Source organism: Buchananella hordeovulneris (genome assembly GCF_001907235.1).
GTDB lineage: Bacteria > Actinomycetota > Actinomycetes > Actinomycetales > Actinomycetaceae > Buchananella > Buchananella hordeovulneris.
This window is the reverse complement of the sequence record NZ_MQVS01000016.1, coordinates 1-26,572: the sequence shown is the minus strand read 5'-3', so window position 1 is coordinate 26,572 and position 26,572 is coordinate 1. Positions and strand designations below refer to the sequence as shown.

The 26,572-nt window shown below is 64.2% G+C and carries 29 protein-coding genes; 14 read left to right on the top strand and 15 right to left on the bottom strand.

Going from position 1 to position 26,572, the window contains the following annotated elements; translation table 11 throughout:
* The first annotated feature begins 209 nt into the window (after positions 1-209).
* From dnaB to BSZ40_RS10845, 3 genes are all read left to right on the top strand, one after another.
* Entirely contained in the window at positions 210-1,544 is a 1,335-nt protein-coding gene (dnaB, locus tag BSZ40_RS10855) for a replicative DNA helicase (RefSeq protein WP_073826349.1), read from the top strand.
* A gap of 336 nt (positions 1,545-1,880) precedes the next feature.
* Entirely contained in the window at positions 1,881-2,369 is a 489-nt protein-coding gene (locus tag BSZ40_RS10850; protein WP_073826326.1) for a hypothetical protein, read from the top strand.
* Positions 2,370-2,456: 87 nt separating this feature from the next.
* Positions 2,457-2,846, top strand: a complete 390-nt coding sequence (locus BSZ40_RS10845) for a hypothetical protein (RefSeq protein WP_073826324.1) — start codon at positions 2,457-2,459, stop codon at positions 2,844-2,846.
* Between the two features lie 10 nt (positions 2,847-2,856).
* Here the strand turns inward: BSZ40_RS10845 and BSZ40_RS10840 are convergent, their stop codons facing one another.
* The 10 genes from BSZ40_RS10840 to tdh form a co-directional block, all read right to left on the bottom strand.
* Positions 2,857-3,324 carry a CrcB family protein gene (locus BSZ40_RS10840; RefSeq protein ID WP_073826321.1) on the bottom strand — a complete coding sequence of 156 codons (468 nt, stop codon included), beginning with the start codon at positions 3,322-3,324 and terminating at the stop codon, positions 2,857-2,859.
* Positions 3,324-3,716, bottom strand: coding sequence for a fluoride efflux transporter FluC (locus tag BSZ40_RS10835; protein WP_073826320.1), 393 nt, complete (start codon positions 3,714-3,716; stop codon positions 3,324-3,326). Before BSZ40_RS10835 ends, BSZ40_RS10840 begins: the two co-directional genes overlap by 1 nt.
* Entirely contained in the window at positions 3,716-6,469 is a 2,754-nt protein-coding gene (locus BSZ40_RS10830; RefSeq protein ID WP_084542822.1) for a lysylphosphatidylglycerol synthase transmembrane domain-containing protein, read from the bottom strand. The genes BSZ40_RS10835 and BSZ40_RS10830 overlap by 1 nt, the downstream gene beginning before the upstream one ends.
* Before the next feature lie 22 nt (positions 6,470-6,491).
* A complete protein-coding gene (locus tag BSZ40_RS10825; protein ID WP_073826317.1) occupies positions 6,492-8,711 on the bottom strand; it encodes a heavy metal translocating P-type ATPase in 2,220 nt (739 codons plus the stop codon).
* A 62-nt stretch (positions 8,712-8,773) separates the two neighbouring features.
* Complete coding sequence (locus BSZ40_RS10820; RefSeq protein ID WP_073826316.1) at positions 8,774-9,025, bottom strand: heavy-metal-associated domain-containing protein; 252 nt, start codon at positions 9,023-9,025, stop codon at positions 8,774-8,776.
* 51 nt (positions 9,026-9,076) lie between these two features.
* Complete coding sequence (locus BSZ40_RS10815; RefSeq protein WP_073826313.1) at positions 9,077-9,616, bottom strand: hypothetical protein; 540 nt, start codon at positions 9,614-9,616, stop codon at positions 9,077-9,079.
* Between the two features lie 18 nt (positions 9,617-9,634).
* Positions 9,635-10,297 carry a DedA family protein gene (locus tag BSZ40_RS10810; RefSeq protein WP_073826312.1) on the bottom strand — a complete coding sequence of 221 codons (663 nt, stop codon included), beginning with the start codon at positions 10,295-10,297 and terminating at the stop codon, positions 9,635-9,637.
* A 114-nt stretch (positions 10,298-10,411) separates the two neighbouring features.
* Positions 10,412-11,278, bottom strand: coding sequence for a DsbA family protein (locus BSZ40_RS10805; RefSeq protein ID WP_073826309.1), 867 nt, complete (start codon positions 11,276-11,278; stop codon positions 10,412-10,414).
* Positions 11,279-11,334: 56 nt separating this feature from the next.
* On the bottom strand, positions 11,335-12,525 hold the full coding sequence (locus tag BSZ40_RS10800) for a glycine C-acetyltransferase (protein ID WP_073826308.1): 1,191 nt from the start codon (positions 12,523-12,525) through the stop codon (positions 11,335-11,337).
* 9 nt (positions 12,526-12,534) lie between these two features.
* On the bottom strand, positions 12,535-13,593 hold the full coding sequence (tdh, locus tag BSZ40_RS10795; protein WP_073826305.1) for an L-threonine 3-dehydrogenase: 1,059 nt from the start codon (positions 13,591-13,593) through the stop codon (positions 12,535-12,537).
* 262 nt (positions 13,594-13,855) lie between these two features.
* Between tdh and BSZ40_RS10790 the strand changes: the two genes are divergently transcribed.
* The 5 genes from BSZ40_RS10790 to BSZ40_RS10770 all read left to right on the top strand — a co-directional run bounded on the left by BSZ40_RS10790 (position 13,856) and on the right by BSZ40_RS10770 (position 17,916).
* On the top strand, positions 13,856-14,182 hold the full coding sequence (locus BSZ40_RS10790) for a hypothetical protein (protein ID WP_073826303.1): 327 nt from the start codon (positions 13,856-13,858) through the stop codon (positions 14,180-14,182).
* Positions 14,182-15,846: an alpha/beta hydrolase gene (locus BSZ40_RS12445; protein WP_073826301.1), complete on the top strand. Its 1,665-nt coding sequence runs from the start codon at positions 14,182-14,184 to the stop codon at positions 15,844-15,846. The genes BSZ40_RS10790 and BSZ40_RS12445 overlap by 1 nt, the downstream gene beginning before the upstream one ends.
* Before the next feature lie 45 nt (positions 15,847-15,891).
* Entirely contained in the window at positions 15,892-16,509 is a 618-nt protein-coding gene (locus BSZ40_RS10780) for a DUF4853 domain-containing protein (protein ID WP_073826298.1), read from the top strand.
* 87 nt (positions 16,510-16,596) lie between these two features.
* Complete coding sequence (locus BSZ40_RS10775) at positions 16,597-17,214, top strand: DUF4853 domain-containing protein (RefSeq protein WP_073826295.1); 618 nt, start codon at positions 16,597-16,599, stop codon at positions 17,212-17,214.
* A gap of 87 nt (positions 17,215-17,301) precedes the next feature.
* A complete protein-coding gene (locus tag BSZ40_RS10770; RefSeq protein ID WP_073826293.1) occupies positions 17,302-17,916 on the top strand; it encodes a DUF4853 domain-containing protein in 615 nt (204 codons plus the stop codon).
* 280 nt (positions 17,917-18,196) lie between these two features.
* On the opposite strand, the gene BSZ40_RS10765 is transcribed toward BSZ40_RS10770, so the two are convergent.
* Positions 18,197-18,544: a hypothetical protein gene (locus BSZ40_RS10765; protein ID WP_073826291.1), complete on the bottom strand. Its 348-nt coding sequence runs from the start codon at positions 18,542-18,544 to the stop codon at positions 18,197-18,199.
* On the opposite strand from BSZ40_RS10765, the gene BSZ40_RS11755 reads away from it, so the two are divergent.
* Positions 18,536-18,748 (top strand): hypothetical protein, encoded by a 213-nt coding sequence (locus BSZ40_RS11755; RefSeq protein ID WP_143180966.1) that lies wholly within the window; start codon positions 18,536-18,538, stop codon positions 18,746-18,748. The genes BSZ40_RS10765 and BSZ40_RS11755 overlap by 9 nt on opposite strands.
* 80 nt (positions 18,749-18,828) lie before the next feature.
* Here the strand turns inward: BSZ40_RS11755 and purB are convergent, their stop codons facing one another.
* On the bottom strand, positions 18,829-20,289 hold the full coding sequence (purB, locus tag BSZ40_RS10760; protein ID WP_073826288.1) for an adenylosuccinate lyase: 1,461 nt from the start codon (positions 20,287-20,289) through the stop codon (positions 18,829-18,831).
* Between the two features lie 140 nt (positions 20,290-20,429).
* On the opposite strand from purB, the gene BSZ40_RS10755 reads away from it, so the two are divergent.
* On the top strand, positions 20,430-20,675 hold the full coding sequence (locus BSZ40_RS10755) for a hypothetical protein (protein WP_073826285.1): 246 nt from the start codon (positions 20,430-20,432) through the stop codon (positions 20,673-20,675).
* A 1-nt stretch (position 20,676) separates the two neighbouring features.
* Positions 20,677-22,248, top strand: a complete 1,572-nt coding sequence (locus tag BSZ40_RS10750; RefSeq protein WP_073826283.1) for a lipase family protein — start codon at positions 20,677-20,679, stop codon at positions 22,246-22,248.
* Here BSZ40_RS10750 and BSZ40_RS10745 read toward each other — a convergent pair.
* On the bottom strand, positions 22,245-22,625 hold the full coding sequence (locus tag BSZ40_RS10745; RefSeq protein WP_073826280.1) for a phage holin family protein: 381 nt from the start codon (positions 22,623-22,625) through the stop codon (positions 22,245-22,247). The two genes, BSZ40_RS10750 and BSZ40_RS10745, sit on opposite strands and share 4 nt — an antisense overlap.
* Before the next feature lie 56 nt (positions 22,626-22,681).
* Here BSZ40_RS10745 and hisC point away from each other — a divergent pair, with 56 nt between their 5' ends.
* Positions 22,682-23,752: a histidinol-phosphate transaminase gene (hisC, locus tag BSZ40_RS10740; RefSeq protein WP_073826277.1), complete on the top strand. Its 1,071-nt coding sequence runs from the start codon at positions 22,682-22,684 to the stop codon at positions 23,750-23,752.
* A 43-nt stretch (positions 23,753-23,795) separates the two neighbouring features.
* Here hisC and BSZ40_RS11750 read toward each other — a convergent pair whose 3' ends face one another.
* Positions 23,796-24,464, bottom strand: coding sequence for a hypothetical protein (locus BSZ40_RS11750; RefSeq protein ID WP_143180965.1), 669 nt, complete (start codon positions 24,462-24,464; stop codon positions 23,796-23,798).
* A 71-nt stretch (positions 24,465-24,535) separates the two neighbouring features.
* Positions 24,536-25,201, bottom strand: coding sequence for a hypothetical protein (locus BSZ40_RS11745; protein ID WP_143180964.1), 666 nt, complete (start codon positions 25,199-25,201; stop codon positions 24,536-24,538).
* Positions 25,202-25,378: 177 nt separating this feature from the next.
* Between BSZ40_RS11745 and BSZ40_RS10730 the strand changes: the two genes are divergently transcribed.
* Together BSZ40_RS10730 and BSZ40_RS11740 are read left to right on the top strand one after the other, a co-directional pair.
* The gene (locus BSZ40_RS10730; protein ID WP_073826272.1) at positions 25,379-25,801 is read left to right on the top strand and encodes a hypothetical protein; all 423 of its coding nucleotides are present in this window, start codon (positions 25,379-25,381) and stop codon (positions 25,799-25,801) included.
* Positions 25,802-25,845: 44 nt separating this feature from the next.
* Positions 25,846-26,572 (top strand): hypothetical protein (locus tag BSZ40_RS11740; protein WP_187343216.1); only part of this gene is annotated, 727 nt, incomplete at its 3' end.

Sequence of the window (26,572 nt, the reverse complement as noted above, 5' to 3'; positions counted from 1 at the left end):
CGTTGGCCCCGCAATGCTGTTGCGGGGCACCTAATCTGGCGAAAGATGCCCCATCCACACCGCGTCCACAGCGCTGTCCGCAGCTTGTCCCCTGGTTATCCACAGTTTTATCCCCCGCTGTGCACAGGGCGATTTGGCCTGCGGGCGGGCAGGAGCGTATGTTCTCGCGCGGGCGCGCCCGGCGCCCGCTAGTTGTCAGGGGGCAGGCTGTGGACGGACGTGACGAATTCGATCGGACCCCACCGCAGGACGTGGAGGCAGAGCGCTCGGCCCTGGGGGCCATGCTGTTGTCGAAGGAGGCCATCAGCGAGGTCTCGGAGCTCCTGCGGACCGACGACTTCTACCGCCCGGTGCACGGCATGATCTACGACGTGCTGCTGACCCTGTTCGGTAAGAACGAACCCGCAGACGCGATCACGGTGGCCGCCGAGCTAAACCGGCGCGGTGAGCTGGCTCGCGTCGGCGGTCCCGATTACCTCCATACCCTGATCGCCGGGGTGCCTACGGCCGCCAACGCCGTGTTCTACGCCGAGATCGTGCGGGAGCGCGCCATGCTGCGGCGCCTAGTGGAGGTCGGTACGCGGATTGTGCAGCTTGGTTACGCGGCCGATGGCGGGGACGCCCAGGAGATCGTCAACCAGGCGCAGGCCGAGGTCTACGCGGCCACCGAGTCTCGCCAGCGCACCGACTATGTCCGGCTGCAGGACACCATCTGGGAGGTAATCGAGGAAGCCGAGGCGATCAAGGGCGGCAAACAGTCCGAGGGAACGGTGGCCACCGGGTTCATCGAGTTGGACAAGCTCACCAACGGGCTCCACCCCGGCCAGATGATCATCGTCGCGGCCCGCCCCGGTGGCGGCAAGTCGACGTTTGCCCTTGATGTGTGTCGTAATGCCGCCATTCGGCACAACCAGGCGGCGGTGGTCTTCTCGCTGGAGATGTCAGCGGCAGAGATAACCATGCGGCTCCTGTCAGCGGAATCGACGATCTTCCAGTCTTCGCTGCGCAACGGGCAGATCACTGATGAGCAGCTGCAGCGCTTGGGGGCGGTGGCAGGCAAGGTGGGTGATGCTCCGCTCTTCATCGATGATTCCCCGAACTTGACGATGCCAGAGATTCGCGCCAAGGCTCGCCGCTTGAAGCAGGAAGCGGACCTGAAGCTCATCGTGGTGGATTATCTCCAGTTGATGAGTTCCGGCCGACGGGTGGAATCCCGGCAGCAGGAGGTCTCGGAGTTTTCGCGGGCGTTGAAGCTGTTGGCCAAGGAGCTGGAGGTGCCGCTCATTGCGGTGGCCCAGCTGAATCGCTCGTCTGAGCAGCGGGCGGATAAGAAGCCGACGATGGCTGACCTGCGTGAGTCCGGATCGTTGGAGCAAGACGCCGACATCGTGATCCTGCTGCACAAGCCAAACTATGAGAAGGAGTCCGAGCGGGAGGGCGAGGTCGACATCATCGTCGACAAGCATAGGGCCGGGGCAACGGCGACCATTCCGGTGCTCTTCCAGGGACACTACTCGCGCTTCGTGGACAAGGCGCTGGAATAGGCCGTCGCCCGGGAGGAGGCAAGCCGTTCCCCACCATTTGGGTGGGCTTGGGGGACGACGCTAACATGCCGGGTCAACCCGCCGCCCCGGCCCCACACACTCGGGGGGTTGATCGTACGCCCAACGGAAAGCTACGGCGTGGATGCCCCGGCCCCACACACTCGGGGTGTTGGCACCCGTCAAGTGAATGGTGGCTGCGGCGGGCAGGTAGCCCCGTAGCTTGACGGGCCCTCCACCTGTAGATGGATTTATCGCTGGGGTGCCAGCCAATACCCGGCATAGTTTCTACAGCGGGGATAGTGTCGGGGCCAGGAGCTCCACAGCTAAGGAGGCAAAATGTGGCGGAAGATTAGTACTTTCATCTCCCTCGTGCTTGCTGTTGGCGGGGTGACGGCTTGCGGCGGCGGGGAAACCACCCCCACCCCGGCACCAGAGGCGGCGGTCCCCGCCACCACAGCTGCGGCAGTGCCCGACGTGCAGGCCACCCCCGGGGGACCGCCGCCGTGGCGGCTGGCGGGCGCCTCCGAGAAATGCAAACTCATGGGGCGCTACAGCGAACAACTGGACAAGGTCGCCCCGGTAGACATCATGGACGATCCGGCCGAATTCAAGAAGAGTGCGCCAGAGTTTGCCGAGTTGAAGAAAATCGCCGAAGAGGTGGCAGCTGCCGGTATGCCGGAACCGTTGGGGCACAAGTTTGTTCAGATGAACGACGCCATGCTTAAGTTGGCGGAAAAAGGCGATTTAGAGGCCTTCCAGGTTGCTGGCTTCCTCGATGAGGAAATGGGAAAGGCGATCGACGAGCTCGGAACCTGGTGTAACTAACACGGAGGGAGAGTAAGGGGCACACCCCCCGCTCCACTATCGTTGGGCGCAGGTAGGAAGGCAGCGACGACGGGAAGAGGTGGCGGTATGCGTCGGATCCGAGTGTTGGTGGGAATCACCCTGGTAGCGGGACTGCTTGGCGGGTGCGGATCCGCACAGGCATTGTGCGAGCTGGGGGCAAACTTCAGTGCCAAAGTCGACGAGATCGGGGGCAAGCTCGCCAGCGCGCGTAATTCCGAGGAGTTGGCGGCGTTGCGGCCCGAGGTGGACAAGTTGGTGACACAGGCCGAGAAGATCGTGGATTCGGCCCCCCGCATCTTCCATGACACCGCTAACGAGTTCACCGACCGCCTGCGCCAGTTGCGAGACCAGGTGGGGGCTGGCGATCTTGAAGCAGTGCAAGCGGGCGACGCGATGCACAGCGAAACCACTGCCCAGTTCTTCGGTTACCTGCAGCGGGTTTGCGACAGCAAATAGCCTTGCCGCACTAGTTACCTGCTGCCCCGGCGAGCGCCAATCCGCAGCGGGCAGCCGCAACTGCCGCCGCCAAGGTCAGCCCACCCACGGCCAGGGCGCGGCCCGGTTGCCGGGTGGCCAGCTGCGCCAGGTCGAGCACGGCGGTGGAAAACGTCGTGAAACCGCCAAGGAAGCCGGTGAGCAGCAGCAGGTGCAGCGCGGGGGGCAGGCTAGCCCCCGCCACCCACCCTGCCAGCAGGCAGCCGACGACGTTTACCACCACGGTGCCGCCCGGCTGCACCTGCGTGGCGGGGGCGGAGGGGAAAGGGGCCCTGCCGTCGGCGGCTCCGCCCAGGCGGGTAACGGCCCTGGTCGCTCGGCGGGACCCGTCCCCGCGGCGGGAGCGATGAGCTCGCCGCAGCCCGGCCCGTACCGCCTGTTCCAGGCCCCAGCGGGCGACTGCGCCTGCCGCGCCCGCTCCCGCCACGGCCAGCAGCATCAACGGGGTCTCACCGGTGTCCGGCGGGTCGCCTGCAACCGGACCCCCCAGCGGCGAGCTACCCACAACCCTGCTGCAGCTAGTCCAGTGCCGACCACGAGTTGCCCCGCAGCTGCCAGCAACTGCTGCCAACCGGTGGCCGCCAGCAGCGCCAGCCCCGCGTAGGTGGTCCAGGCGCCACACAGGCCCGTGGCCAACCCCGCCCGCCACTGCGGTCGCAGGCCTGGCCAGCCCGCCACCACCCCGAGGACGACGGCCCCGGTCAAGTTGACGATGCTCAGGGCAAGCCAGGGCGCGGCAGTTGCCCCGGCGAGCCAGGCCCGGCCTGCGGTTCCCGCCGCCCCGCCGAGCGCAATTACCGCGATCAGCTGCCCACGGGAGGGATCGGGCACTAGATCAGTCCTTGCTTTTGGACGTTGCGCAGCGCCAGCCACCCGATCGGGATACGCCCCCAGAAGGTGACGATACGGAAGGCGAAGGCCGCCGAGACCGCCACCCCGCCAGGAATACCAGCGAACGTGAGGGCCGCAGTGAGGGCGGCCTCTACCGGGCCCACCCCGCCGGGAGAGGGGATAACGGAACCGAGAGCATTAGAGGCCAGGTACGCGATAGCCACGGTGGTGATGGGCAGCGGATAATCAAAAGCCACCAGGCAGGCTTGCAGCGCAGCAACATACGACGCGGTGAGCAGGAAGTTACCGAAGAAGCCGCGGGTTAAGCGCGACGGGCTACCCGCGACCCACACCAGCCGCGGCCACACCTGCTTGAGGGTCGGCCCGGCGGTGCGCCACAGCCACTCACGCACGGGCCGGATCACCATAACGCCGGCCACTAACAGGACGAGGGCGGCCAACGTTATCAGCATCTGCGGGCTGGGGAGCGACAGGTTGCTTAAGTCGCCGGAGGCCAATGCCAGCGCTGACAGGAACACCAGGGTGACCACGATCTGCGCCAGTTGCACGAGGCCAACCGTGGTGATGGCTTGCGGTGTTGACTCTCCCTTACGCATCACGAACCGCAGGTTCAGGGCCGCATTGCCCATCCCAGCGGGCGCCACCAGGGCCACCAGCGAGGCGGCAACCTGCACCTTGATGGAGTTCCATAGTCCGAGGGGCCGGACCGCGAACGCCTCCAAAGCCAGCCCGGCCCCGATGAAGCCCAGGGCCCCGAGCACGAACGCGGCGGCCAGCCACAACAAGTTGGCGGTGCGCATGACGGCAACAATCTCGGCGAAGTTCAGCGAGCCGAGCACTGCCCAGATCGCCATCACCCCGAGTGTCGCCATGGCGATGGATTTGCCGGAGAAGCGGGCCAGCTTCACCGGTGCCACGCCGCCCTCCCCAGCCGGGATCAGCGAGAGCAGCGATTCGCGCAGCAGCTTGACGGTGTCCTTGCCGACCGCGCTCCAGGTTGAGCGCGGCAGCGCGATGCGCTGCAGCACCGGGGCGAGTTCGGCCAACCGGGCGGTTGGCAGGGCCCTGCCTGCCGAGGCCAGGGCCTCCTCCTCCCCGAAGTACGCCGTCAGCAAGGTCAAAAGTTGGGCCAGATCGACGCGGCGGGCCAGGTCATTGGTGGCGGTCTCCCCCGCATCCCAGTCTGTCAGCCACACCTCGCCGTCGGCAGTCACCCCCACCGAGTCGTAGTCGATGGCGCGGTGGGCCAACCCGGCCAGGTGGGCGCGCAGCAGGGCCTGCCACAGGGCGTCGGCGACGGCCGCCGGGCTCACCCCGGGCGGGAGGGCGTCTAGGCGGGCCAACAGGGGTGGGTGCTCGGCGACCAGCACAATCGAGCCTTCCACCGGGGCCAAGCCGATGACATCGGGCGTGGACACTCCCGCGCGCTGGGCGGCAGACGCCAGCAAGGCCGTGTGGTTAGCGGTCTCCAACAGCGTGGTCGCTGGGGCCACCCGCACCCCCTGAAACCGCAGCCGGTCCCACAGCTGACGCAGGAAGCCGACGACCTGCCGGTCACCGTCCAGGACAACAATGTCGCGCCGCTGGCCCGCGTTGTCCCACGCGGCGTACACGCGCGCCACTGGCACGTGCAGTTGGGGGATCGTGCCGGTGTCCACCTCGGCCGCCACCTGCGCAATATCCACCAGGGGGGCGGGGGCCACCGCGTCGACGCTCGTGGCCGCAGCCGGGCCACCCATCTGTTCGACCTGGGGGTCGGCGTCGCCGCTCACCGGCCCTTCCTGCGACTCGGCGGCGAAATCCTTCGCCTCGGGAATCGCCCCGAGCACGGAAGAAGTCGTGACCCACTGCGCCGTGGCAGTTGCCAGCTCACTGTCCACGCGCACCAGGCGGCACACGTCCAACCCGGCCCGCCGCACCGCCTTCACGAGGGATATGTCGGTGGCCCGCGATGGCGCCACCCCGGCAACGTACCGCACCAGGTGTCCCACGGCCCGCCCCAGCAGCACCGTGATCAAAGCACTGGGCAGAGTCGTGGCCCCGCGCACCACGGACAAAACCACGACCACCAAGAGCAGGGGCCAGCTGAACCGGGCGGTGGCTAGCCGGGTCCGCTGCCCAATGGTGGTCAACAGGGCAGTCACGGCCGCAAGGGCAGCATTAATGATGGCTACCGTCACCCCGTCGTTGGTGGTGGCCAGGTTGGCTTGCAGCTTGAGGGGGGCGAAGGACAACGTCAGCCAGTCCAACCCGATCGCCACCAGGGTGGCAACCAGGAGGGCAGCCAGCGCCGACAAGACTTGCCGACGGCGGCCCCGCAACGCCAGTTCCATCAAGATGGCGATCGGCACGATCGTGGTGAGCAAGCCCTCCAAAATATTGACCGGCACCAGCAGGATCTGCCGCAGCACCAAGGTGACGGCGTTTTGCACGTCCTGGGTTACCCCGTGCGTGATGTTGTTGGCGATGATGGCGAACAGCACCACCACCCCGATACCCGCCAGATTCAAAACGAAAGAGACCAAGTCCGCCACCGGGTGCACGGGGGCAGGCGGCAAGTCCACCACCAGGCAGTTGGCAGCCGGGGCGGAACCAAACTCGGGGCGCTGGCCGCTGCGACGTACCTCCACCCCCGCCCGGATAGCTGCCTGCGCGGCGGTCAACCGCGGATTGGACACCACCTCATCTGCGGCAGGCGCCTGCTCGGCCTGCGAACTGTGCGCTTGTCCCATAGCGGCAGTCTACGAGGGATTATCAAGACACCCGGCGCAAGCGCAGTGAATTAGCAACAACGAGCACCGACGACGACGCCATCGCTAACGCCGCGATCATCGGGTTGAGCAGCCCGGCAGCCGCCACCGGGAGGGCCGCCACGTTGTAAGCAAAAGCCCAAAACAGATTCTGTTTAATGACCCGCAAAGTGGCGCGGGACAGGCGGATCGCGGCGGGCACCGCCAACGGTTGGGACTGCACCAGGGTGATGTCGGCCGCAGCCATGGCCACGTCGGTGCCAGCCCCCATCGCCAAACCGAGATCGGCGGTCGCCAGCGCGGCGGCGTCATTGACCCCGTCCCCCACCATCGCCACCACGTGCCCCTCGGCCTGGAGGCGGGCCACGGTCGCCTGCTTCTCGGCGGGCAGTACCTCGGCGATCACCGCCTCTGGGGCGATACCGACGGCTGCCGCCACCTGCTGGGCTGCGGCCCGCTGGTCACCGGTCAGCAGCAGCGGCGTCAACCCCAGCTGCCGCAGTTCGGCGATGGTCTGCTGGGAGGTGGGCTTAACGGTGTCGCGCACCGCCAGCCACCCGACCGCCTGCCCCGCCACCCCTACCGTCACGACGGTGGCCCCCGTTTCCTCGGCGGCGCGGGCCACCCGGGCCAACGACTGCGGCAGCGGGGCATGCAGCTCGCTGGCGACCCACGTCGCCCGCCCCACCGCCACCTGCCGCCCGTCGACGGTGGCTCGCACCCCGAAACCGGCCGCCGCCGCAAAATCGGTCACCGGCAGCAGTTCGGTCCCCGCCGGGAGAGCTGCCACCACCGCCCGCGCAATTGGATGCTCCGAGCCTGCCTCCGCGCTCGCGGCCAGGGTGAGCAGCTCGGCTGGGGTGAAACCGTCGGCCACCTGCTGGTCTTCTACCCGCATCTGTCCGTGCGTCAGCGTGCCAGTTTTGTCGAGGACAACGTGCGTAACACGGCGCGTGGATTCGAGTATCTCCGGGCCCTTAATGAGGATGCCGTGCCGGGCCGCACTAGAGGTGCCTACCAGCAGGGCCGTCGGGGTGGCCAGGCCGAGGGCGCACGGACAGGCGATGATCAAGACCGCCACCCCGGCCGTGAAGGCCGCGTTCAGGTTGGGGCCAAGGAAAAGCCAGGCAGTGAAAGTTGCTACCGCCAGGGCCACCACCACGGGCACAAAAACCCCGGATATGCGGTCGGCCAGCCGCTGCACGGGGGCCTTGCCCAACTGGGCGGCCTCCACCAGGGCCGTGATCTGGGCGAGGGCCGTATCCGCCCCCACCTGGGTGGCGCGCACGATCAGCAGCCCCGAAGTGTTGAGGGCAGCCCCCGGGACGGCGGCCCCCGGGGTGACATCGACTGGCACGGGTTCGCCGGTTAGCAGTGAGGTGTCCACCGCCGAGGTGCCTTCCACCACTTCGCCGTCGGTGGCGATCTTTTGGCCGGGCCGCACCAGGAAAAGGTCCCCGACCTGCAATTGGGCGATGGGCACTATCTGGGTGGTGCGACTGGCCAGGTCCGTGACGATCTCTGCTTCTTGCGCTCCCAGCTCGGCCAGGGCCCGCAAGGCGCTGCCTGCTTGGTGGCGGGCGCGGGCCTCCAAGTAGCGGCCCAGCAGGAGGAACACCACGATCATGACGGCGCCCTCGAAATACAGCTCGGCATGGTCGGTGGCCGTGCGCGGCAGCAGCGACATGTGCATCCGCATGCCGATGTGGCCGGCTCCGCCAAACAGCAGCGCCCACAGCGACCAGGCCAGGGAGGCGGTAACGCCGAGCGAGACGAGCGTGTCCATCGTCGAGCCGCCGTGGCGGGCGGCTCGCCCAGCTGCCACGTGGAATGGCCAAGCTCCCCAAACCCCCACCAAGAGCGCCAGCGGGGCAATTACCCACTGCCAACCAGGGAACTGCCAGGCAGGCACCATAGACAGGGCCATCACCGGGGCGCCGAGGGCCGCGCTAACTAGGAAGCGGCGCCACAGATCGGCGGCCCGCTCCGGGGCGTTGGTTTGTTCCCTGTCGGTTCGTGGCAGGTGCGCTTCGTAACCAGCTGCCTGCACGGCGGCCACCAATTCGGCTGGTCCGACCGCCGGGTCAGCACACTTTATGACTGCCGAGTTGGTGGCGAGGTTGACCTCTGCTTGGACTCCCGGGAGCTTATTGAGGCGTTTTTCGACGCGCCGCACGCACGCGGCACACGTCATGCCGTCCACTTGCAGCTGTACGACGTCCATGTTTCCCTTTTCTGGCAAGGTCGCGCCCACGCTGTAGGCAGCGTGGGCACGGCACGTGAGTTTCAGACCTCGTCGCGACGAATGGCGGCCACCTCGTAGCCTGCCTCCACCACGGCGTCGGTCAATACGTCGTCAGCAATCGGGTTGGCGGCCACGACGGTGACCAGGCTGGCGGCGTCCTTCCGCAGAATCACGCTCACCGTGTGCACATCGGGCAGCGCCTCCAACTCTTCGGTCACGTGCTGCACACACTTGGCACACGTCATGCCGGTGACGTCAATCTCGATGGTGCGGTCAAAACTAGGGTTGGACATGTCTCCTCCTTGCTGGCATGTCTCTCAACGCGGCAGTGGGCCGGTTTGTTCCTACCAGGCCTCCAGGAAATCCTTCCAGATGGCCCGCCACTGCGCGATAGATTCTCGGGAGGCAAGCTTGGAGTGATTGATCGCGATGCCGACTTTCTCCGGCTCCTTTTGCATCATCGAGATGACGACGTTGGTGGCGTCGTCCAGCGTCACCCGCCAGTACCGCCACCGGGTCGTGATGGAGGTCGTGGGCGGGGCGGCGAACGTCAAGCCACCGATGTCCGGCACCGATTCCACGAAGCTGCACCAGCGGGAAAACTCTTCTTCCAGGTCCCCCGGGACCGTCTTGGTAACAGAGACCTGGAACGAGCCGTCGGCGGCCTGCCCCGGCACCCGCTTGCCGATGTGCTGCTCGTAGGCGACCGTCACGGACTGGGCCCACCAATCCGGGGAAATGACGGTGGGCGACAGGAGGGGGCGCACCAAGGAGACGATCTGAGAGTGAGATAAGTCTTGTGCTCCGGCGTCGTTGAGGCGGGAGACCCACCGTTCCCAAGACACACCTGTCGCGCCAGCTATCGCATCCACATTGGGCGCCATCTCACCCTCCCATTCCGTTTACTCGCCGCGCTCAACTCGCGAGGACCGCACGCGCAGAAAGACCCACACGGCGAGTGCTACCACGATAAGAGCGAGCACTACCTTGGACAAGAGTCCCACGTACTGTTCGACTACGTGCCAGTTTTCGCCCAGCAGGTAACCGGCACCCACCAAAACCGCGTTCCACAGCAGCGAACCGACCGCCGTCAGCGCCAGGAAGCGGGGGATCGGCATGCGGGTCACCCCGGCCGGGATGGAGATCAAGGACCGGAAGATCGGTACCATCCGCCCAAAGAACACCGTGTAGGTGCCGTACTTGTCGAACCAGGCCTCCGTCCGGTCCACGTCCTCCACGTTCGTCAGCGGCAACTTGTTCAGCAAGGCGCGAGTGCGTTCTCGGCCGAGGGCTGCCCCGATCGCATACAGCGCCAGGGCCCCGAAGACGGAGCCCGACGTCGTCCACACCAGCACCTCCACCAGGCCCAAAGAACCTTTGGAAGCTGTGAACCCGGCGAGCGGCAGGATGACCTCGCTGGGCAGCGGCGGGAAGAGGTTCTCCAAGGCAATCAGGAGCGCCGCCCCGAAACCGCCGAGGGCTTCCATGATGGACACCGCCCACTTGGCGATACCTGTCAGATCATCGGGAGAGGTGGAACCGGCGAGGGGCACAAGAAAAGTCACGCCGCCAACTTAACGGACTCTGTGCGATTCGGGCAGGCATTTGTGACCGTGTTGGCAGCAAAAACCGGTGGGGCGGGGCAACAACCCCCGCCCCACCGGAGCGTCGCCACAGTGCTACTGCCCCTTAACTCGGGCGAGCTGGTCCTGGATGGTGTTTAGGAAAAACTCGGTCGGCATCGCGCCCGGGAACCCCGTGTCGTTGATGATGAACAGCGGGGTGGAAGCGGCGGCCAGCTTGTCGCGGGCGTGCGCCACGTCGGCCTCCACCCGGGACTTCGTCTCGTCACTTTCCAAATCTGTCTTGAACTTCTCGATGTCCGGCACCCCGATGGCCTCCGCCGTGGCCACCAGCGACTCGACCGAGAAGTGGGTGTGCCCGGTCGGGTCACCGTTGCCGAAGACGTGATCGTAGAACTCCCAGAACTTGTTCTGGTTCGCGGCCGCAACCGAGCCCTGAGCCGCCAGGGTCGACTCCGGGCCGAGCACCGGGAAGTTGTGCCACTCGATGCGCAGCGTGCCGTCCTCTACCAACGGCAGCAGGTGCGGTTTGGTCTCCTGGGCCCACTTCGTGCAGTAGGGGCAGGCGAAGTCGGCGTATTCGATCAGCACCACGGGGGCGTCGACCTTGCCGAGCGCCATCGGGTCGCCTTCCTGGCGGCGCGGCTGCGCGCGTACCAACTCCAGAGCCTGCGGGTTATCCAAAGACTCGGCTTTCTCCGGCATGGTGGGGTTCGGGGCCTGACCATCCGGGGCCGCCGTCGCATCCGGGGCGCCGGTGGCGGGCGGCACCGTCGCGGGTGCCGACGGAACGTTCAGCGCGGTTTCGGCGGCCGTCGGGTTGCCGCTGTTCTTCAGGAAGGCAAACAGGAGGATCACGATGACAGCCGCCAGGACGGCGATCACCGCCAGCAGCGAGATCACGGTGGCCCGGGACCTGTCGCCGCCAGGGGATTGGGGCTCAACAGTTGGGTTACTCGACATGGGGCCATAGTGGCATGAACAACTGGACCCCTGCGTCCACCCGCCCCGATTGAGACCTAGGCAACCTCCGCGCGGGCGGCCACGAACGCCGCCACGCATGCCCGCACGTCGTCCGGCGTGTGGGCGGCCGACAGCTGCACTCGGATCCGGGCCTGTCCCCGCGGCACCACCGGGAAAGAGAACGCCACGACATACACACCGCGTCGCAGCATCGCCTCCGCGATCTGCACGGCCTGCCGGGCCCCCTCCGGCCCGGGGAACATCACGGGCGTGATTGCGTGCTCGCCCGGCACCAGCGTGAACCCCTCCTGCGTCATTAGTTCGCGGAAAAGCTGGGCGTTGTGAGCCAGGCGCTCCCGGGCGTCGTCGGCGTCAGCCGCCAGCCGCAAGGCGGCGCGGGAACCGGCCACCACGCTGGGGGCCAGCGTGTTGGAGAACAGGTAGGGGCGGGCACGCTGCCGCAACAGGGTCACGACTTCGGCCGGGCCCGCGATGAAGCCGCCGCTGGCGCCACCGAGGGCCTTGCCGAGGGTGCCGGTAACGATGTCCACCCGGTCGCTGACCCCGAGGGCTGCCGGGGTGCCCGCACCGCGCGGGCCGACGAAGCCGGTGGCGTGGGAGTCATCGACCACGACGACAGCCCCGAACTCCTCAGCCAGGTCGCAGATTTCCGGCAGGGGTGCCAGCAGCCCGTCCATGGAGAACACCCCGTCGGTGACCACCAGGATCCGGCGGGCCCCCTGCTCCCGGGCAGCGGTCAACTGGGCCCGCAACGCGGTCATGTCGCCGTTGGCGTAGCGGAAGCGTTTGGCTTTGCACAACCGGATCCCGTCGATGAGGGAGGCGTGGTTGAGCGCATCGGAGACCACAGCGTCGTCCGCGGTCAACAGCACCTCGAACAGGCCGCCGTTGGCGTCGAAGCAGGAGGAGAACAAGATGGCATCCTCTTTGCCCACGTAGGCAGCAATCTCCCGCTCCAAGGCCCGGTGTTGATCCTGCGTGCCGCAGATGAAACGCACCGAGCTCAGGCCGAAGCCGTAGCGCTCCAGCCCGGCATGCGCGGCGGCGAGCACATCGGGGTGGTTGGCGAGACCCAGATAGTTGTTGGCACAGAAGTTCAACGCCGGGCCGGTGGCGGTGTGTACGTGCGCGCCCTGCGGGCTGGTCAGTTCCCGCTCGTGCTTCGTCAGGCCCGCATCCTCAATCTGTGCCAGTTCGGCCTTAATGTCTGCGCCCCACGTGTACATACCCCGCTCCTAACGCGTGAAATCGATAATGACTTTGCCGCACTGGCCTGAACGGGCCGCCGCGAAGGCCTCCTCGAACTGCTCTGGGGGGAAACGGTGCGTGATGACGCTGCGCACCGCCTCCCGCAGCCGTTCCGAGGTCTCCATCATGAAGGTGGCCCGGTACCAGGTGTCGTACATTTCCCGGCCGTAAATGCCCTTGATGGTGAGCATGTGCGTGATGACCTTGCCCCAGTTGATTGCGAAATCTTCCCGCGGCAGGCCGAGTAGTGAGATGGTGGCGCCATGGCGGCAGGCATCAATCATTTGGTTCAAAGCTGCGGGCATGCCGGACATTTCTAGCCCCACGTCGAAGCCTTCCCGCACCCCCAGTTCCCGCATGACGTCGCCGAGGTCCTCGGTGGCCACGTTGACGGCGCGGGTGGCCCCCACCCCCGATGCCAGAGCCAAGCGGAGGGGGGAGATATCGGTGATGACGACGTTGCGGGCCCCCGCGTGGCGAGCGATGGCGGCGGCCATAACCCCGATCGGCCCCGCCCCGGTTATCAGTACGTCCTCGCCTGCCAGATCGCGCTGGAATGCTGTGTGGACGGCGTTGCCTAGCGGGTCAAAGAGCGCCCCCAGTTCGGCGTCAATAGCTGCTGGTTGACGCCACACATTGGTGGCGGGCACCACCACGTAGTCGGCGAACGCTCCGTCGCGATTGACACCGATGCCGAGGGAACGGATGCACATGTGGCGTCGTCCTGCCCGGCAGTTACGGCACCGGTTGCACACCACGTGCCCCTCAACCGAGACCCGGTCACCGATGTTTACGCCGTCGTTGCCCGGCCCTTGGGCCACGTCAGGGCCCAGTTCCACGACTTCGCCGTAAAACTCGTGTCCGATGGTTTGCGGTACCTGCACTTGGCTGGCCGCCCAATCGTCCCACTGTTGGAGGTGCAGGTCAGTGCCGCATAAGCCTGCCCGCAGAACTCTGATCTTCACCTCCCCTGGTCCCGGGGAAGGTTCCGGAATATCAACCAACTCCAGGCCGGGCCCGGCATGAGTTTTACGGATGGCGCGCATCGGATTCCTCGTCGAAGAAGTGCTTGCTGTCATCGTAACGGCTGGTGGCGGGCAGGGTGGCGCGCCGCTGGTGGTGCGGTTCGTGGTGGGGGTGTGGCCTCGGCGGGCTGGGCGTGGGGGTGCGTGGTTGATGGGCGGGGTGGGGCTTGGTTTGGTTAGTTGTTTAGGGGCGGATTGGGGGCGCGAGAGCGGGGTGTTGGGTGGGGGAAAGCGGTTAAGGTGGGGCCGGTTTGTTCCTTCATATTTGGAGAGGGTGAGCAGTGTGGCTGAGCTGACGGTGGTGGGTGGTGACTACGAGGAGGTGGCGGAGTCTTTGGGGCAGGCCATCGAGTTGTTGGGGCAGATGAAGATTGAGGATCTGGCCGGTCGGGTGGTGGCGGCCTTGCCGTCTTCAGTGGGGGGTGGGGAGTTTGCGGGGGCGAGAGGAAAATTGACGCGGGAGCGTGATGAGCTGGCCACTGTGCTGGGCCAGGTGCGTGGTGGAGCACTGGGGGCCAGCGTGTCGTTTGCGCAGACAGAAGAAGAGTTGGAGCAGTTGTCCCAGGAGGGCCTGAACCTGTTGGCTGGGGCAAACGCGGAGGTGGCGTGATGGTTTCGTGGGGGAGCTTGCGGTTGTGGAATCGTGAGGCGTTGGAGGAGGTGGTTGATGAGTTGATTGTGGCCCGCCGGGTGGTTAATGACGCCAGTGATTTGATTGATGGGGAGGGCAGGCGGCTGCGGTCGCAGGGGATGACGGCCGATGCTTTGCGGGGGCGTTTGGGGTCGATGGCTGGGCAGGGTTATGGGCTGGTGGAAAAGCTCGGTGAGGTGATGTTGGCGACCTCCGAGATGTCGGACGCGGTGTGGGGTCTGCAGCAAGAGATGTTGGACTGTGAGCAGTATGCGCGGGTTAGCGAGTTGTATATCGATGACGCCGGTGTGGTGAAGCCCGTTCAGAAGATAGTGGTGCTTTCCCCTGAGGATGGACGGGCAAAGGCTTTTGAGATTGCCAGGACGCAAAAGGCAATGTCCGAGCTAGCTGAGCGGGTGGCAGGGGTGTTGCGGCGGGCTGACGAGGCTGACCGGGCTTATCAGGCGCGGTTGCGGGCGATCACGCAGGGCACTTACCGGGTGGTAGAGACGGGGCGGAGTGATTCGCAGGGGTTGCCGGATTTGCCGGGGCAGGATTGGGGGCAGGTGCAGGTGGCTGCTTGGTGGAAGGCTTTGAGTCAGGGCGAGAAGGACAAGTTGATAGCTGAGCGGCCGGAGTTGATTGGGAATCTGGATGGCATCGATATGGCCTCGCGCTCTCGGGCCAATAAGCAGCGGGTACCAGATTTGTTGGCGGCGGAGGAAGCGCGGTTGGCCGAGTTGGAGAAGTTGGTTGACCAGACCTCGGGACCAACGGGGCAGGATTATCCGAAGTACGTGCTCAGCCCTCACCAGGATGAGTATGAGCGGGTGCGGCAGCGAGTCGAGGATCTGCGCTACCTCAATGATTACGTGTTGGACGATGCGGGCCGGACGTTGACGACTCTGGATACCTCCAGCGAACGGGTCAAGGCCGCTGTCGCCCTGGGGGATGTGGACCGGGCCAAGCATGTGGCGGTCTTTACCCCCGGCATCGGCTCGAAAGTCGCCGGTATGGAAGGCTACTTAAAGAGCATGGGAGACCTTCGAAAAACCGCCAGTTACGAGGGTGATGTGCCGGAGGATGAGGTGGCGACGGTGATGTGGTTGGGGTATCAGGCACCGCGGGGTTTTGGGGAGGAAGGTGGCTTTGCCGAGTACAGCGAGACGCACCTGGCTGATCGGGGGGCAGACGAACTGAGCAGTTATTTGGAGGGGATTCAGGCCTCGCGGGAGGCCAGCGGGGCGGGTGATCCGCACCTGACTGCGCTGGGGCATTCGTATGGTTCGACTACCACGGGAATGGCGGCGGCGCGGGTGCGGCCGGGAGTGGTCGATGACCTGGTGCTGTTTGGGTCGCCGGGGGCCGGGGTACACAACGTGGAGCAGTACAACGTGCCCGAAGGCCATGCCTGGGTCAGTGGGGTGCGTGGCGGTGATGCGGTGCAAGGCCTCGGTTCAGACTCCGACTTTGGTCTCAACCCGATGGGCATGGACGGCTTTACCCACCTATCTAACGAAGCGCCTGACGAGCGTGGCTGGTGGGAGTCTATTACTAACCCGTTTGCGCGACACTCCGTCTACCTCGCCCCGGACTCCGGCACCCTGAAAGACTTCGGAAAAATAGTCGCCGGAGCGAAATAGCCTCCAACGCACATGATTACACAATCGGAAGAATGGAGGGAAGGTATGCGTAAGAAGCTTGCCGCAATTGTTTTTGCCGCAACGATTGCCTTGGGGGGATGCACGCCGGAGGAGGTTAACCAGATGCCGTTGTACGGGGATGGGTCCCTGCCGGTGGAGGAGCGCCAGCCTTTGGAAGAATTCGTCTCCAATGTGGAGCCGGGCATCGTGGAGTTTATGCAAAGCCTCGACACCGCAGGTGCGAGCGTCTATTTGCCTCGAAGCAATGAGTCCGAGCTTGAATCTTGTGGCGCCCCCATTTATGGCTACCGCCTCTTTGGCCCCATGCTCTTCGGCAAGGCAATCTCAGAAGAAAAACTATTGGCGATATACGAGCAGCAGGTTAAGCCGCTTGGCTTTGACCGTCAGTACCGGCGAGCTGATGAGGTGAACATTAACTACGAGTGGTTTAATCTTCGTGATGGTGGCTATGTGTCTGTGATTTTGCGTGCAAACGGTAATCTTGGAGCTAGGTATGCCTCCGGCTGCCGCCCTTACCGCGGCGAGGGCAAACCCGAACACGTACGCACCGCCTGGGAACAAGAACTAATCTCCCGCCAGCCGCCCACGCCGGACCCCAGCGAATCGCCAACCCCAAGCGAAGCAGAGGCAGCGGGTAGGTAGGCATCCAAGACGGCTGGCCCGCTTAAGGTGGCACTGCGACACACTTTCACTCCCGTACGCGAAGAGAGACACGAATGGAGCGAGGTTATGCGCAAGAAGCTTGCCGTAATCGTTTTTGCCGCAATAGTCGCTTTGGGGGGATGTACGCCGGAGGAGGTTAACCAGATGTCATTGTACGGGGATGGCTCCCTGCCAGTGGAAGAACGCCAACGCCTGGAAGAATTCATCTCCGATATCGAGCCCCGTCTTGTGGAGTTTATGCAAAGTCTCGACACCGCAGGCGCGAACGTCTACCTGCCTCGTAGCAATGAGTCCGAGCTTGAACCTTGTGGCGCCCCCATTTATGGCTACCGCCTCTTTGGCCCCATACTCTTTGGCAAGGCAATCTCAGAAGAAAAATTATTAGCGATATACGAGCAGCAGGTTAAGCCGCTCAGCTTTGACTACTTGTACCATAGCTCTGATGAGGTCAATACCTCTTACAAATGGTTCAATGCTCAAGACGGCGGATACGTAAGTATTACTCTGTTTCCCAACGGTAATTTGGTGGCTAGGTATGCCTCCGGCTGTCGCCCTTACCGCGGCGAGGGTAAGCCGGAGCATGTGCGCACCGCCTGGGAACAAGAACTAATCTCGCGCCAGCCGCCCACTGAGGATCCCAGCGAATCGCCAACCCCAAGCGAGGCAGAGACAGCGGGTAGGTAGGCATCCAAGACGGCTGGCCCGCTTAAGGTGGCACTGCGACACACTTTCACTCCCGCACGCGAAGAGAGACACGAATGGAGCGAGGTTATGCGCAAGAAGCTTGCCGTAATCGTTTTTGCCGCAACGATTGCCTTGGGTGGGTGTATGGTGGTGGGAGAAGACGGCAATCCCAGGTTCTACGGGGATGGAGAACTGCCCGTCGTAGAGCGCCAATCTTTGGAAGAATTCATCTCCGATATCGAGCCTCGCTTCGTGGAGTTCATGCAAACCCTAGATAAAGAAGGTGCTAACGTCTACTTGCCTCGAAGTGCTGAGTCCGAGCTCAATTCGTGCGGCTACCCCATTTTTGGCTACCGTCTCTTTGGCCCAATGATTTTTGGCAAGGCGATCCCCGAGGAAAGGCTACTAGAAATATACGAGCAACAAGTTAAACCGCTAGGATTTGACCGCCAGTACCGGCAAGCTGACGAGGTGAACACCAACTACGAGTGGTTTAATACCCAAGACGGCGGATACGTAAATGTCGCCCTATTTCCCGACGGGAGCCTAATTGCCACGTATGCCTCCGGCTGTCGCCCCTATGGTGGCGAGGGTAAGCCGGAGCATGTGCGCACCGCCTGGGAGCAAGAACTAATCTCCCGCCAACCACCCATGCCGGACCCCAATCAATCCCCCTACCCCAGCGGGAGTCCGCTGAACTGAGGGCATAGTGGTGGCAGGATCGGTTATCTTCATTCACCAGTTTTGGGGTATTTGCGTGGCTCAACCATCGCTGGGATTGCGGCGGTGCGAGTGTGGCCGGGCGGGCTTAGCGACTGGGTATTGTTCGTCCCACCCGGGCCCGAGGCGAACAAGTGGAAGAATGCATCATGTCCTCAGGGTCACGCTTCCGTCAGCGGCGTAGTTGATGGTGATGTGGTGCTAGGTCCCGGTTTGGGCTGGGGGTTTGCCCCGGTCCATAAACATGGACGTCTTTAGCCACCTATCCAACTAGGCCAATCCGTCGCCTCGCCACACAATATCCCCAAATGGTCTCACTGTTTTTCATGGTGGCGGCAATTTGGGCTCGCTGGGCTTCGGCTTCTGCACGGGTGGAGGCGCGGACGCCGACGACCCAGCGGGTGTCGCCGATTTCGGTAAAGGTGGTCAGGATGGTGCCGTCGTAGTCTGGGTCGGTTTCCCAGGAGGGGCGTAGTTTTTTGAATTGGATGGTGATAGCGGGGCTGCCGACGAATTCGGTGAGGTCGTCGCGTACTTGGGGCTCGAGGCCGCCGGAGCCTGCTAGGTGGGAGGTGATGTCCTCGCGGGCGGGTGTTGTGACGTGCAGCATGATGTCACACCGGTTAAGGAGTTCACCTCCCGCATTCAGACCGCCCTGCGCCGGTTCGAAAACAACGAAGAAGAGCTGCAAAGAGTGGTCGGAGAAATCGTGGCAGAGATTGAGGTGAAGTCTGCAGACGGCAAGTTCCGTCCCACTCCTGCTCCCAAGAACAACTTCAGCGGGACACTACCTCCCAACATGCGCATGGAATGAGGCGGCTAGCTGGGGCGGCTGAGACTAACTCTTCTTGCCTGTGATGCAGTGCTAAACCCACAGCCTTCGAGCAGCTGGCATTACGCCAGGTGGCGGCGCACCAGCTCCCCCGCCAAACCAGTGTAGGTGGCGGGCGTCAATGCCAAGAGGCGGGCCTCGACGTCGTCGGGCATCCCCAGAGACGCGATGAAGTCCCGCATGGCAGCGGCATCAACTTTGCGGCCCCGCGTCAGCTCCTTTAGCCGCTCGTATGGGTTCGCCATGCCAGTGGCCCCCGCGATCTCCGCCGCCCGCATCGCCTGCTGTACGGCCTCGCCTAACACCTCCCACGTGTCATCCAGATCGGCAGCAAGGCGCTCAGTGTTGACATCCAGGCCTGCCAACCCACGGGTGACATTGTCGATGGCGAGCAGGCTGTGCCCAAGACCCACTCCGATGTTGCGCTGCGTCGTCGAATCAGTCAGGTCCCGCTGCAAGCGTGAAGTAACCAAAGTAGCTGCCAAGGTGTCGAGCACCGCGCACGAGAGCTCCAGGTTAGCCTCGGCATTCTCGAAGCGGATGGGGTTGACCTTGTGCGGCATCGTCGACGAGCCCGTCGAACCCTGCGCCGCCAGGTTTTGCACGAAGTAGCCAAGCGAAATGTAGGTCCACACGTCGGTGGCCAGGTTGTGCAGAATCCGGTTAAAACGAGCGATGTCGCTGTAAAGCTCCGCTTGATAGTCGTGGCTTTCGATCTGGGTGGTGAGCGGGTTCCAGGTCAACCCCAGGCTCTCCACGAACTCCCGGCCGATGGCGTCCCAATCATTGCCCGGCACCGAGATGACGTGCGCGCCGTACGTGCCGGTCGCGCCGTTGATCTTGCCGAGGTACTCGGCGTGCGCCACCCGTCCCAACTGGCGCCGCAGTCGGTGCGTCAACACCGCCAACTCGCGCCCAAGCGTCGTCGGCGTGGCAGGCTGCCCGTGAGTGCGGGCCAACATCGGGGTGTCAGCGTAGGCGTGCGCGAGGCCAGCAAGCGCGTCAGTCATCGCGGTGGCAGCAGGTAGCCACACCTCCTCAACCGCAGAGCGGATCGTTAGCGCATACGCCAGGTTGTTGATGTCCTCCGAGGTGCAGAAAATATGCACCACCTCCCGGAGGGACGGCAGGCAGGTTTCTGCCCCCAAAGCGGCTGGGGCATTCGCCAGTCGCCGCTTAAGGAAGTACTCCACCGCCTTGACGTCGTGGCGGGTCTCCGCTTCGACGTCCGCCAGCTCGGCGATCTCGGCGGCCCCGAAGGCGGTCACGATGTGGCGGAGATAGGCGCGCTCGGCCTCGGCCAGCTGCGGTGCGCCCGGCAGGTGTCTTCCGTCGGTCAAATGAATGAGCCACTCAACCTCCACGTGGATACGTGCCCTATTGAGGGCGGCCTCCGATAAGTGGTCAACCAGTGGCGCGGCCACCTCCCGATACCGCCCGTCAAGGGGAGTCAAGGGCAGGGAGGGGACGACGGCACTCAGATCGACGCGGGTGGGGGGCAGGGCAGCGGCGCGAGAGGTCATGGAGGCATTGTCCCAGGAAGCCGCCCTCGCGCGCATCGGGATCCACAGGTGGTGTGGCTAGCGGTTATCCACCGGTCAGTTGTTGCTGTTTCGGCAGGCTTCGCGCCCGTTCGTATCGTGACATCGATGGAGGGAGAAAAATGTACCTGGAACAAATCGTCTCCCGCATGGACTGGGCCTTGACGCAGACGCTCGGGGCCTACCAGGCGGCTGCAAGGCTACCCCGCACCGGGCTTGGAGGTGCACCCCGGCGGGCCTTCGACGCCCAATGGGCGGGTGCCTATCTCTTGGCCTGCCAGGTGGAGCCCCAGGTGGAAAACCTGCGGTCCGCCACCTGGCAGCTGCAGCAGGCCTTAGCGGTGGCCAAAACCGAGTTAGGGGGTTGAGATGCGCGAGCCCAGCGGCATGCCGTCACCCGTCCCCGCTCCCGACGGTGGGGCCGCCGAGGGCGATCGCTACGGTCTGGTCTTGGTCACCGGCGGAGATAGCCTGCGTTTCGATTCCGACGTGTTCAGTGACGCTCTTAGCCAGATGGAAAGCGCCGAGCATGGTCTGCGAGAACTAGCCAACTGCTGCACCGACTACGCGACCGAACTGGAATGGGCCGCCATTAGCCCGGCCTTGGCAGCCGATCCCCAGGTCGCGGGTGCCTTGGTGGTCGTGTGGGAGGCGCTAGCAGACCTCCAGCGGGCAACCGGGCAAGCCGTCGGCCAAGCCAGCGAGCTGCGCCAAGGTTGTGCCGATGCCCTCGGACTCCTCGCGAACGCAGAGATAGGCAACAGCTGGCTGTTGGCTGGCACCGCGCCTGGAAACTTTTTCGCCTGGGCCTACCATCAGGCATTGGGTGGCACCGACTTCACGGGCGGGCAGGTAGAAGGACTGGGGCTCGGGGCGGCCCAACTGGCCGCCGCCTTTCTGCCCGCCGTCGCCACAGAAATCGGGGTGGCGAAAAGTTTTCTCACCGCAGCGGGAAGATGGCGTAAAGACCCCGACCTGCAGGGACTTGCCACCCTATTGCCAACCGAAACCGAAAGCAGAATGCTGCACTCCCAGGTGGCCGCCGATCCGCGGGCGTGGCTCGTGCGAGGCGAGGCCGTGCGCCGTCTGGGCTTCGCCATGGCGCAGTACTACCAGCAGCGGCAACGTCAACACTTCCCCCATGGCTACCACCTGCGGACCCAAGCTGTTACCGCTGGACCGCTCGGACTGCTGCCCGGTCAGCCTGCTACCCGAGTGCCGTTCGTAACAGAGAATCACAGCGCCCCGGCCACCTTGGCACAGATGGCGGCTGAGGTAGACAAGGCAGCACGTTTGAGTGACAGCAACCAGTCGCTAATTATCGCGATCTACGAGAACATCACGGTGGACGGGCAAAAAACATATACCGTCATCATTCCTGGCACCCGCGACTGGGGCTTTGCCACCACCAACCCGGCAGACGGCTTGAGCAACGGACAACTCATGGCAGGGCTGCCGTCCGATTCGTATCGTGCCACGGTCGAGGCGATGGAACTGGCGGGCATTCGCCCAACAGATCCGGTGACCCTAGTGGCGCATTCGCAGGGCGGCATCTTGGCTTCCCGCCTGGCGCAGCTGTCTGCCCGCAACGGACAATTTCGCGTCGACAACCTGGTGACTTTTGGCGGTGCGGGCGGCCTGTATCAGCCCCCGGCGGAGACAAACCAGATTCACCTGCAGGCCGCTGACGATCCCGTGCCCAGTCTCGACATGGTCGCCCCCGCCGGCTACGTAGTGCACGCAGCAGATCGCCGCTTCGCCCCGGCAGGCAGCCCCGGCCACAGCCCCCACAGTCTGCAAACTTATGAACAGGTGGGGCGGCTGGCAGACCGCTACGACGATCCCCACTTCGCGGCGGCTCGCGACAAGCTGCGAGTCGCGCAAGGCCAACCAGGTAAATCCCGGCTACTGCTGTTCAGCTCCCAACGGGTGCCGAACTAGTGCCTGCGTGGGCCAATGATCGTGTTGACGATGCTGGCGGCGATAGCCACCACGAGCGCCCCAAAGAATGCCGCCCAGAATCCAGTGAGCGTCAGCTGGAAGGATTGCCCGGCCGTGATCTTCGCCGTCAGGGCCAACATCGCAGTGTTGACGATCAGGGCGAACAGCCCAAACGTCAAAATGTAGAGCGGCAGGCTGAAGAAAGCGATGATGGGCCGGACCAGCACGTGCAGTGCTGACAACACCAAGGAAATCAAGCCGTAGGTGACTATCTGGGCGGGCAGTTCACTTTGCTGTGCCACGAAGAAGCCGGGCACCAGCAGGGAGGCAACCCATAGGCCCACCCCGTTGGCGATAACGCGGGCAAGAAAACTCATGTTGCATATTGTGGCCCAGATGCACGCCCAGGTAGGCCTCTGCCTAGGCTGAGACCATGACCAGTCACCCGCGCCTGCGCCCTGCCCTCACCTCTCTGCCCGCCTACGTGCCGGGAGCTCGCCCGCGTGGGTACGAAGTGAAACTGTCGAGCAATGAAAACCCGTTCCCGCCGTCGGCAGCGGTAGTGGAGGCCGTGGCGCGGGCCGCCGAGGAGGTGCACCGCTACCCAGACATGACGGCCCTGCCGCTGCGCCTGGCTTTAGCAAACGAGTTGGGTGTGGAGGCGGACCAGCTCGTGGCAGGCAACGGCTCGGTGGCGGTGCTGTCCCACGTGTTGGCGGCCGTCTGCGAGGCGGGCGACGAGGTGGTGATGCCGTGGCGCTCGTTCGAGGCCTACCCAATCGCCGCCGTGGTGGCGGGAGCGCGTCCGGTGCAGGTGCCGTTGACCAGCGAGCACCGGCACGACATCGCCGGGCTGCTCGCCGCCATCACTGACCGGACCCGCGCGGTGCTCGTGTGCTCTCCCAACAACCCGACAGGCACCGTCGTGAGTGAGGCGGAACTGGCAGAACTCTTGGCCGGGGTGCCGCGCGAGGTGCTGGTGGTATTAGACGAGGCGTACCGAGATTTCGCGCAGGTGGACGGGCCAGTGGCCGACGGGGTGGAACTGCTGCGGCGCCACCCCAACCTGCTGGTGCTGCGCACGTTCTCCAAGGCCTACGCATTAGCGGGATTGCGGGTCGGCTACGCGGTGGCTGGTCGCCACCTGGCTGCGGCCGTGCAAGCCACCGCCACCCCATTTGGGGTCAACGCCTTGGGGCAGGCGGCGGCCCTGGCGGCGTTGGGGGAGGGTGAACGCCGCCGCCGCCAGGTGACGCAGATCGTGGCGGAGAGGGAAAGGGTGGTCGCGGAGCTGCGGTCCCACGGCTGGCACATCGGCGACAGCCGCGCCAACTTCTTCTGGTTCGCCGCCGCCGACCACCCGCCGCAGCTGGTGACAGCGCGCTGCGCAGCCGCAGGAGTGCTAGTGCGTGCCTTCCCGGAAGGCGTACGCGTCAGCGTGGGGCAGCGGACCGACAATGATCGGCTGCTTTCCGGGCTGGGGCGCTGGAGCGGGGAGAAATGACTTTACTGGTCTTACGAGAAATTCTCTGTGAGTAAGTAGGGTTCTACCACTCTTGAACGGCTTTCAGGGTTTTGGCGGCTTGGTGGAGGAGGGCTTCGGCTTCCTCGCGGGTGGTACCAGTGAAGTTAAGTATCCAGTAAGTGTCGCCTATGGTGGTGTGCATAGAGAGTATAGTTCCATCAAAGTTGGGATCAGGCTCAGGAGATGTAGAGATTCTGCTAAAATGCACGGTAGTGGCCGGGTGTCCAGCGAAATCCGTGAGGTCATCTCGAATTTCCCACGGAAGCACCAGGGAGGTGGAAAGGTACCCCCGCATTTCCTCAGGGGAAGGAACTTCTAGTAGGTCCAACCGTGGAATGAGTTCAATTTCGGTTTCGGGGTCTGAGGCGGATTGGGCGAGTGTGTTCTTTTTGCCGCCTTCCTGTCGCTCTTCGGGGGAGAAGCCTTCGGGTATATCGATGGTGTAGATACCGTTTTTGCATGCGAACCAGAGTTTGCCGTCTTTGGCGATGACGGTGCCGTCAGGGCCGATGGATTCTTGGATGGGGGTTGGCGTCGGGGTGGGCGATGGCGTGGCGGTGACGCTGAGGGTGGCTGAAGGTGTGGTGGGGGCTGTGGGGCTGGCAGTCGGGTGAGGCTGACTGGCGCAGGCTCCGAGTGAGGCTAGCAGGGTTAGCAAGAGGGTTGCGCCGATTGTGGTCTGTCTGTGCATGGGGTTCTACTTACTCTGACTTTCTGAATGGGTGTGCCGTACGGGCCTGGCCCGGAGCGCGCGAGTCGTTCCTACTGTTTTTTGAGGGTGGAGGCAGTGTTGTGGAAGAGGTCTTCGGCTTCCTTACGGGTAGATGCGCTAAAGTCGAGTACCCAACGGGTGTCACCGATGTCGGTGAACACGGACAGCAGAGTGCCGTCGTAGTTGGGGTCGGGCTCATCCGAGGTGTCAATCTTATGAAAATGGACAGTGGTGGCGGGGTTTCCTCCGAAGTCGGTAAGGTCATCGCGCATTTCCCATGGTAACACCAGGGAGGTTGATAGGTTCATTATAGTTTCGTCGCGAGTAGGTACTTTTCGTAATCCCAGTCGAGGAGTGAAGGTGACATCGGTATCTACAGCTATGCCGGATTGTAGAATTGTCTCCTGTCCTTCTTCACCGTTGAAGGTAACCGGGTCGTAGTTTTCGGGGATGTCGATGGTGTAGTTGCCGTCTTTGCACGCCAACCAGATTTTTCCGTCCTTGGCGATGACGGTGCCTTCGGGGCCGAGGGCTTCTCGTGTGGGGGTGGGCGTTGGTGGCGGGGTGGGCGACGGCTTGGCGCTGGCGGTGGTGGTGGCCGAAGGTGTGGCGGGGGCCGTCGGGCTGGCGGTCGGATGAGGGCCGCTGGTGCAGGCCCCCAGCCCGAAGAGGAGGCTGGCCAGTAGTGTCAGGCCACCGACTTGGCGTAGTTCCATCACATACTCCTCGGGTGTGAATTGTGATGTGCAGCATGATGCCACACGGTCCGCGGGGTTGGTGCGGGGTCTGGCGCCCTGCTCCCGCCCCGAGAGCGGCGGATTGGCTGTTGCGGCGCAGGGACTTGGCGTAATCTACGACACAGATTGTCTCCGTTGAGTCTTTGTGAGGAAGCGATGAACGAGGAAGACCTGTCTGTCGACTACGAGTTGGCCCAGCGGCAGTGCGCCCAGCTGCACGGCGAAGGCACCGCATCGCTGGAGGCCTCCATCGCTGCCACAGAGGCGTGGGCCGATCGGCAGACGGTGGAGAGGTGGGGCACCGAACCGGGCGCGATTGCCTTTCGGCTGGCCTACCGTGATTTTCTTGACAGGTTCGTCACTCACCTCAAAGGCGATATTGCCGAGCTTAATGAATTCACTTCCCGTCTCCAGGCCGCGCTTCGTCGCTTCCAAAATAATGAAGAGGAGCTGGAAATGGTTGTGAAAGATATCGTGAGTGATATAGCAAAGAAGTCGGAAAAGGGAGGGTTTGCTCCGGACGATGTTCCAACTGATATGTTGGGTATATCGTTGCCGCCGAATGTGCGGATGGAATAGTGGTTTTCCTCGTTGTTAGTATCTATTTTTAAAGGGGGGTTATTGTGGGTGCTTATGGGCGTTTGGGCGTGGTGGCGGAGCTGCCGGTGGCGTACGAGCCGGAGGCGGCGGAGTTAATGTTCGACACCATTGCGGAATACAAGGTGTCGCTAGAGAAGTTTTGGCAGACCACGGGCATGGTCGGGCAGACCGCGTCGGAGCTGGCGCGGTGGGCGGAGCGGATGTTCCGGCTACTGGAAGTCCAGGCCGAGCATGCTTCGCAGGCCAATTCTCGATATGTGCAGGCGGTGGAATCCTTTGAGGCGGCGCGGGGTGAGTTTGCGCAGTTGTCGCCGGAGTTGATGACGCCGGCGGAGAAGGAGAGCTTGGGGCAGGTGAAGGTTGCCTATAAGAACGGGGAGATGATGTCCGGCCCCGAGCTGGCCGAAGCCATCGCCGCCGACCGGGAGGCCCAACGCGACGCCCTGGCCGAGAAAACCCTAAACACCATGAATACGGCCTTGCGGCAGGTCAGTGGAGCAGTCACCGACTTGCAAGACGGCTTAGACGGCGCGGCCTCCAGCAACGATGTCTTGTACGGTCCGCCAGCGGATAGTGGTGCGCCCCGCGGCCCCGGTGACTTCAGCGGTGGCGGCGGTGGGGGTCGTGGCCCTGGTGGTGGTTTTGGTGGGTCTGGTGGCCTGCCTGGTGTGGGTGTGCCGGGTGGCCCGAGCATGCCGGGGGTTCCGGGTGGTTCGGGCCTGCGTGGTGGGGTGTTGCCGGGTGGCCCGG

Coding starts and splice junctions, on each gene's coding strand:
- BSZ40_RS10730 (WP_073826272.1), top strand. CDS start 25,379: ATGAACGAGGAAGACCTGTCTGTCGACTACGAGTTGGCCCAGCGGCAG.
- tdh (WP_073826305.1), bottom strand. CDS start 13,593: ATGCGCGCCATCCGTAAAACTCATGCCGGGCCCGGCCTGGAGTTGGTT.
- BSZ40_RS10765 (WP_073826291.1), bottom strand. CDS start 18,544: ATGCTGCACGTCACAACACCCGCCCGCGAGGACATCACCTCCCACCTA.
- BSZ40_RS10750 (WP_073826283.1), top strand. CDS start 20,677: ATGCGCGAGCCCAGCGGCATGCCGTCACCCGTCCCCGCTCCCGACGGT.
- BSZ40_RS10800 (WP_073826308.1), bottom strand. CDS start 12,525: ATGTACACGTGGGGCGCAGACATTAAGGCCGAACTGGCACAGATTGAG.
- purB (WP_073826288.1), bottom strand. CDS start 20,289: ATGACCTCTCGCGCCGCTGCCCTGCCCCCCACCCGCGTCGATCTGAGT.
- BSZ40_RS12445 (WP_073826301.1), top strand. CDS start 14,182: ATGGTTTCGTGGGGGAGCTTGCGGTTGTGGAATCGTGAGGCGTTGGAG.
- BSZ40_RS10820 (WP_073826316.1), bottom strand. CDS start 9,025: ATGTCCAACCCTAGTTTTGACCGCACCATCGAGATTGACGTCACCGGC.
- BSZ40_RS10745 (WP_073826280.1), bottom strand. CDS start 22,625: ATGAGTTTTCTTGCCCGCGTTATCGCCAACGGGGTGGGCCTATGGGTT.
- BSZ40_RS10845 (WP_073826324.1), top strand. CDS start 2,457: ATGCGTCGGATCCGAGTGTTGGTGGGAATCACCCTGGTAGCGGGACTG.
- BSZ40_RS10805 (WP_073826309.1), bottom strand. CDS start 11,278: ATGTCGAGTAACCCAACTGTTGAGCCCCAATCCCCTGGCGGCGACAGG.
- hisC (WP_073826277.1), top strand. CDS start 22,682: ATGACCAGTCACCCGCGCCTGCGCCCTGCCCTCACCTCTCTGCCCGCC.
- BSZ40_RS10840 (WP_073826321.1), bottom strand. CDS start 3,324: ATGCTGCTGGCCGTGGCGGGAGCGGGCGCGGCAGGCGCAGTCGCCCGC.
- BSZ40_RS10770 (WP_073826293.1), top strand. CDS start 17,302: ATGCGCAAGAAGCTTGCCGTAATCGTTTTTGCCGCAACGATTGCCTTG.
- BSZ40_RS10815 (WP_073826313.1), bottom strand. CDS start 9,616: ATGGCGCCCAATGTGGATGCGATAGCTGGCGCGACAGGTGTGTCTTGG.
- BSZ40_RS10780 (WP_073826298.1), top strand. CDS start 15,892: ATGCGTAAGAAGCTTGCCGCAATTGTTTTTGCCGCAACGATTGCCTTG.
- BSZ40_RS10755 (WP_073826285.1), top strand. CDS start 20,430: ATGTACCTGGAACAAATCGTCTCCCGCATGGACTGGGCCTTGACGCAG.
- BSZ40_RS10775 (WP_073826295.1), top strand. CDS start 16,597: ATGCGCAAGAAGCTTGCCGTAATCGTTTTTGCCGCAATAGTCGCTTTG.
- BSZ40_RS11750 (WP_143180965.1), bottom strand. CDS start 24,464: ATGCACAGACAGACCACAATCGGCGCAACCCTCTTGCTAACCCTGCTA.
- BSZ40_RS10850 (WP_073826326.1), top strand. CDS start 1,881: ATGTGGCGGAAGATTAGTACTTTCATCTCCCTCGTGCTTGCTGTTGGC.
- BSZ40_RS10825 (WP_073826317.1), bottom strand. CDS start 8,711: ATGGACGTCGTACAGCTGCAAGTGGACGGCATGACGTGTGCCGCGTGC.
- BSZ40_RS11745 (WP_143180964.1), bottom strand. CDS start 25,201: ATGGAACTACGCCAAGTCGGTGGCCTGACACTACTGGCCAGCCTCCTC.
- BSZ40_RS10830 (WP_084542822.1), bottom strand. CDS start 6,469: ATGGGACAAGCGCACAGTTCGCAGGCCGAGCAGGCGCCTGCCGCAGAT.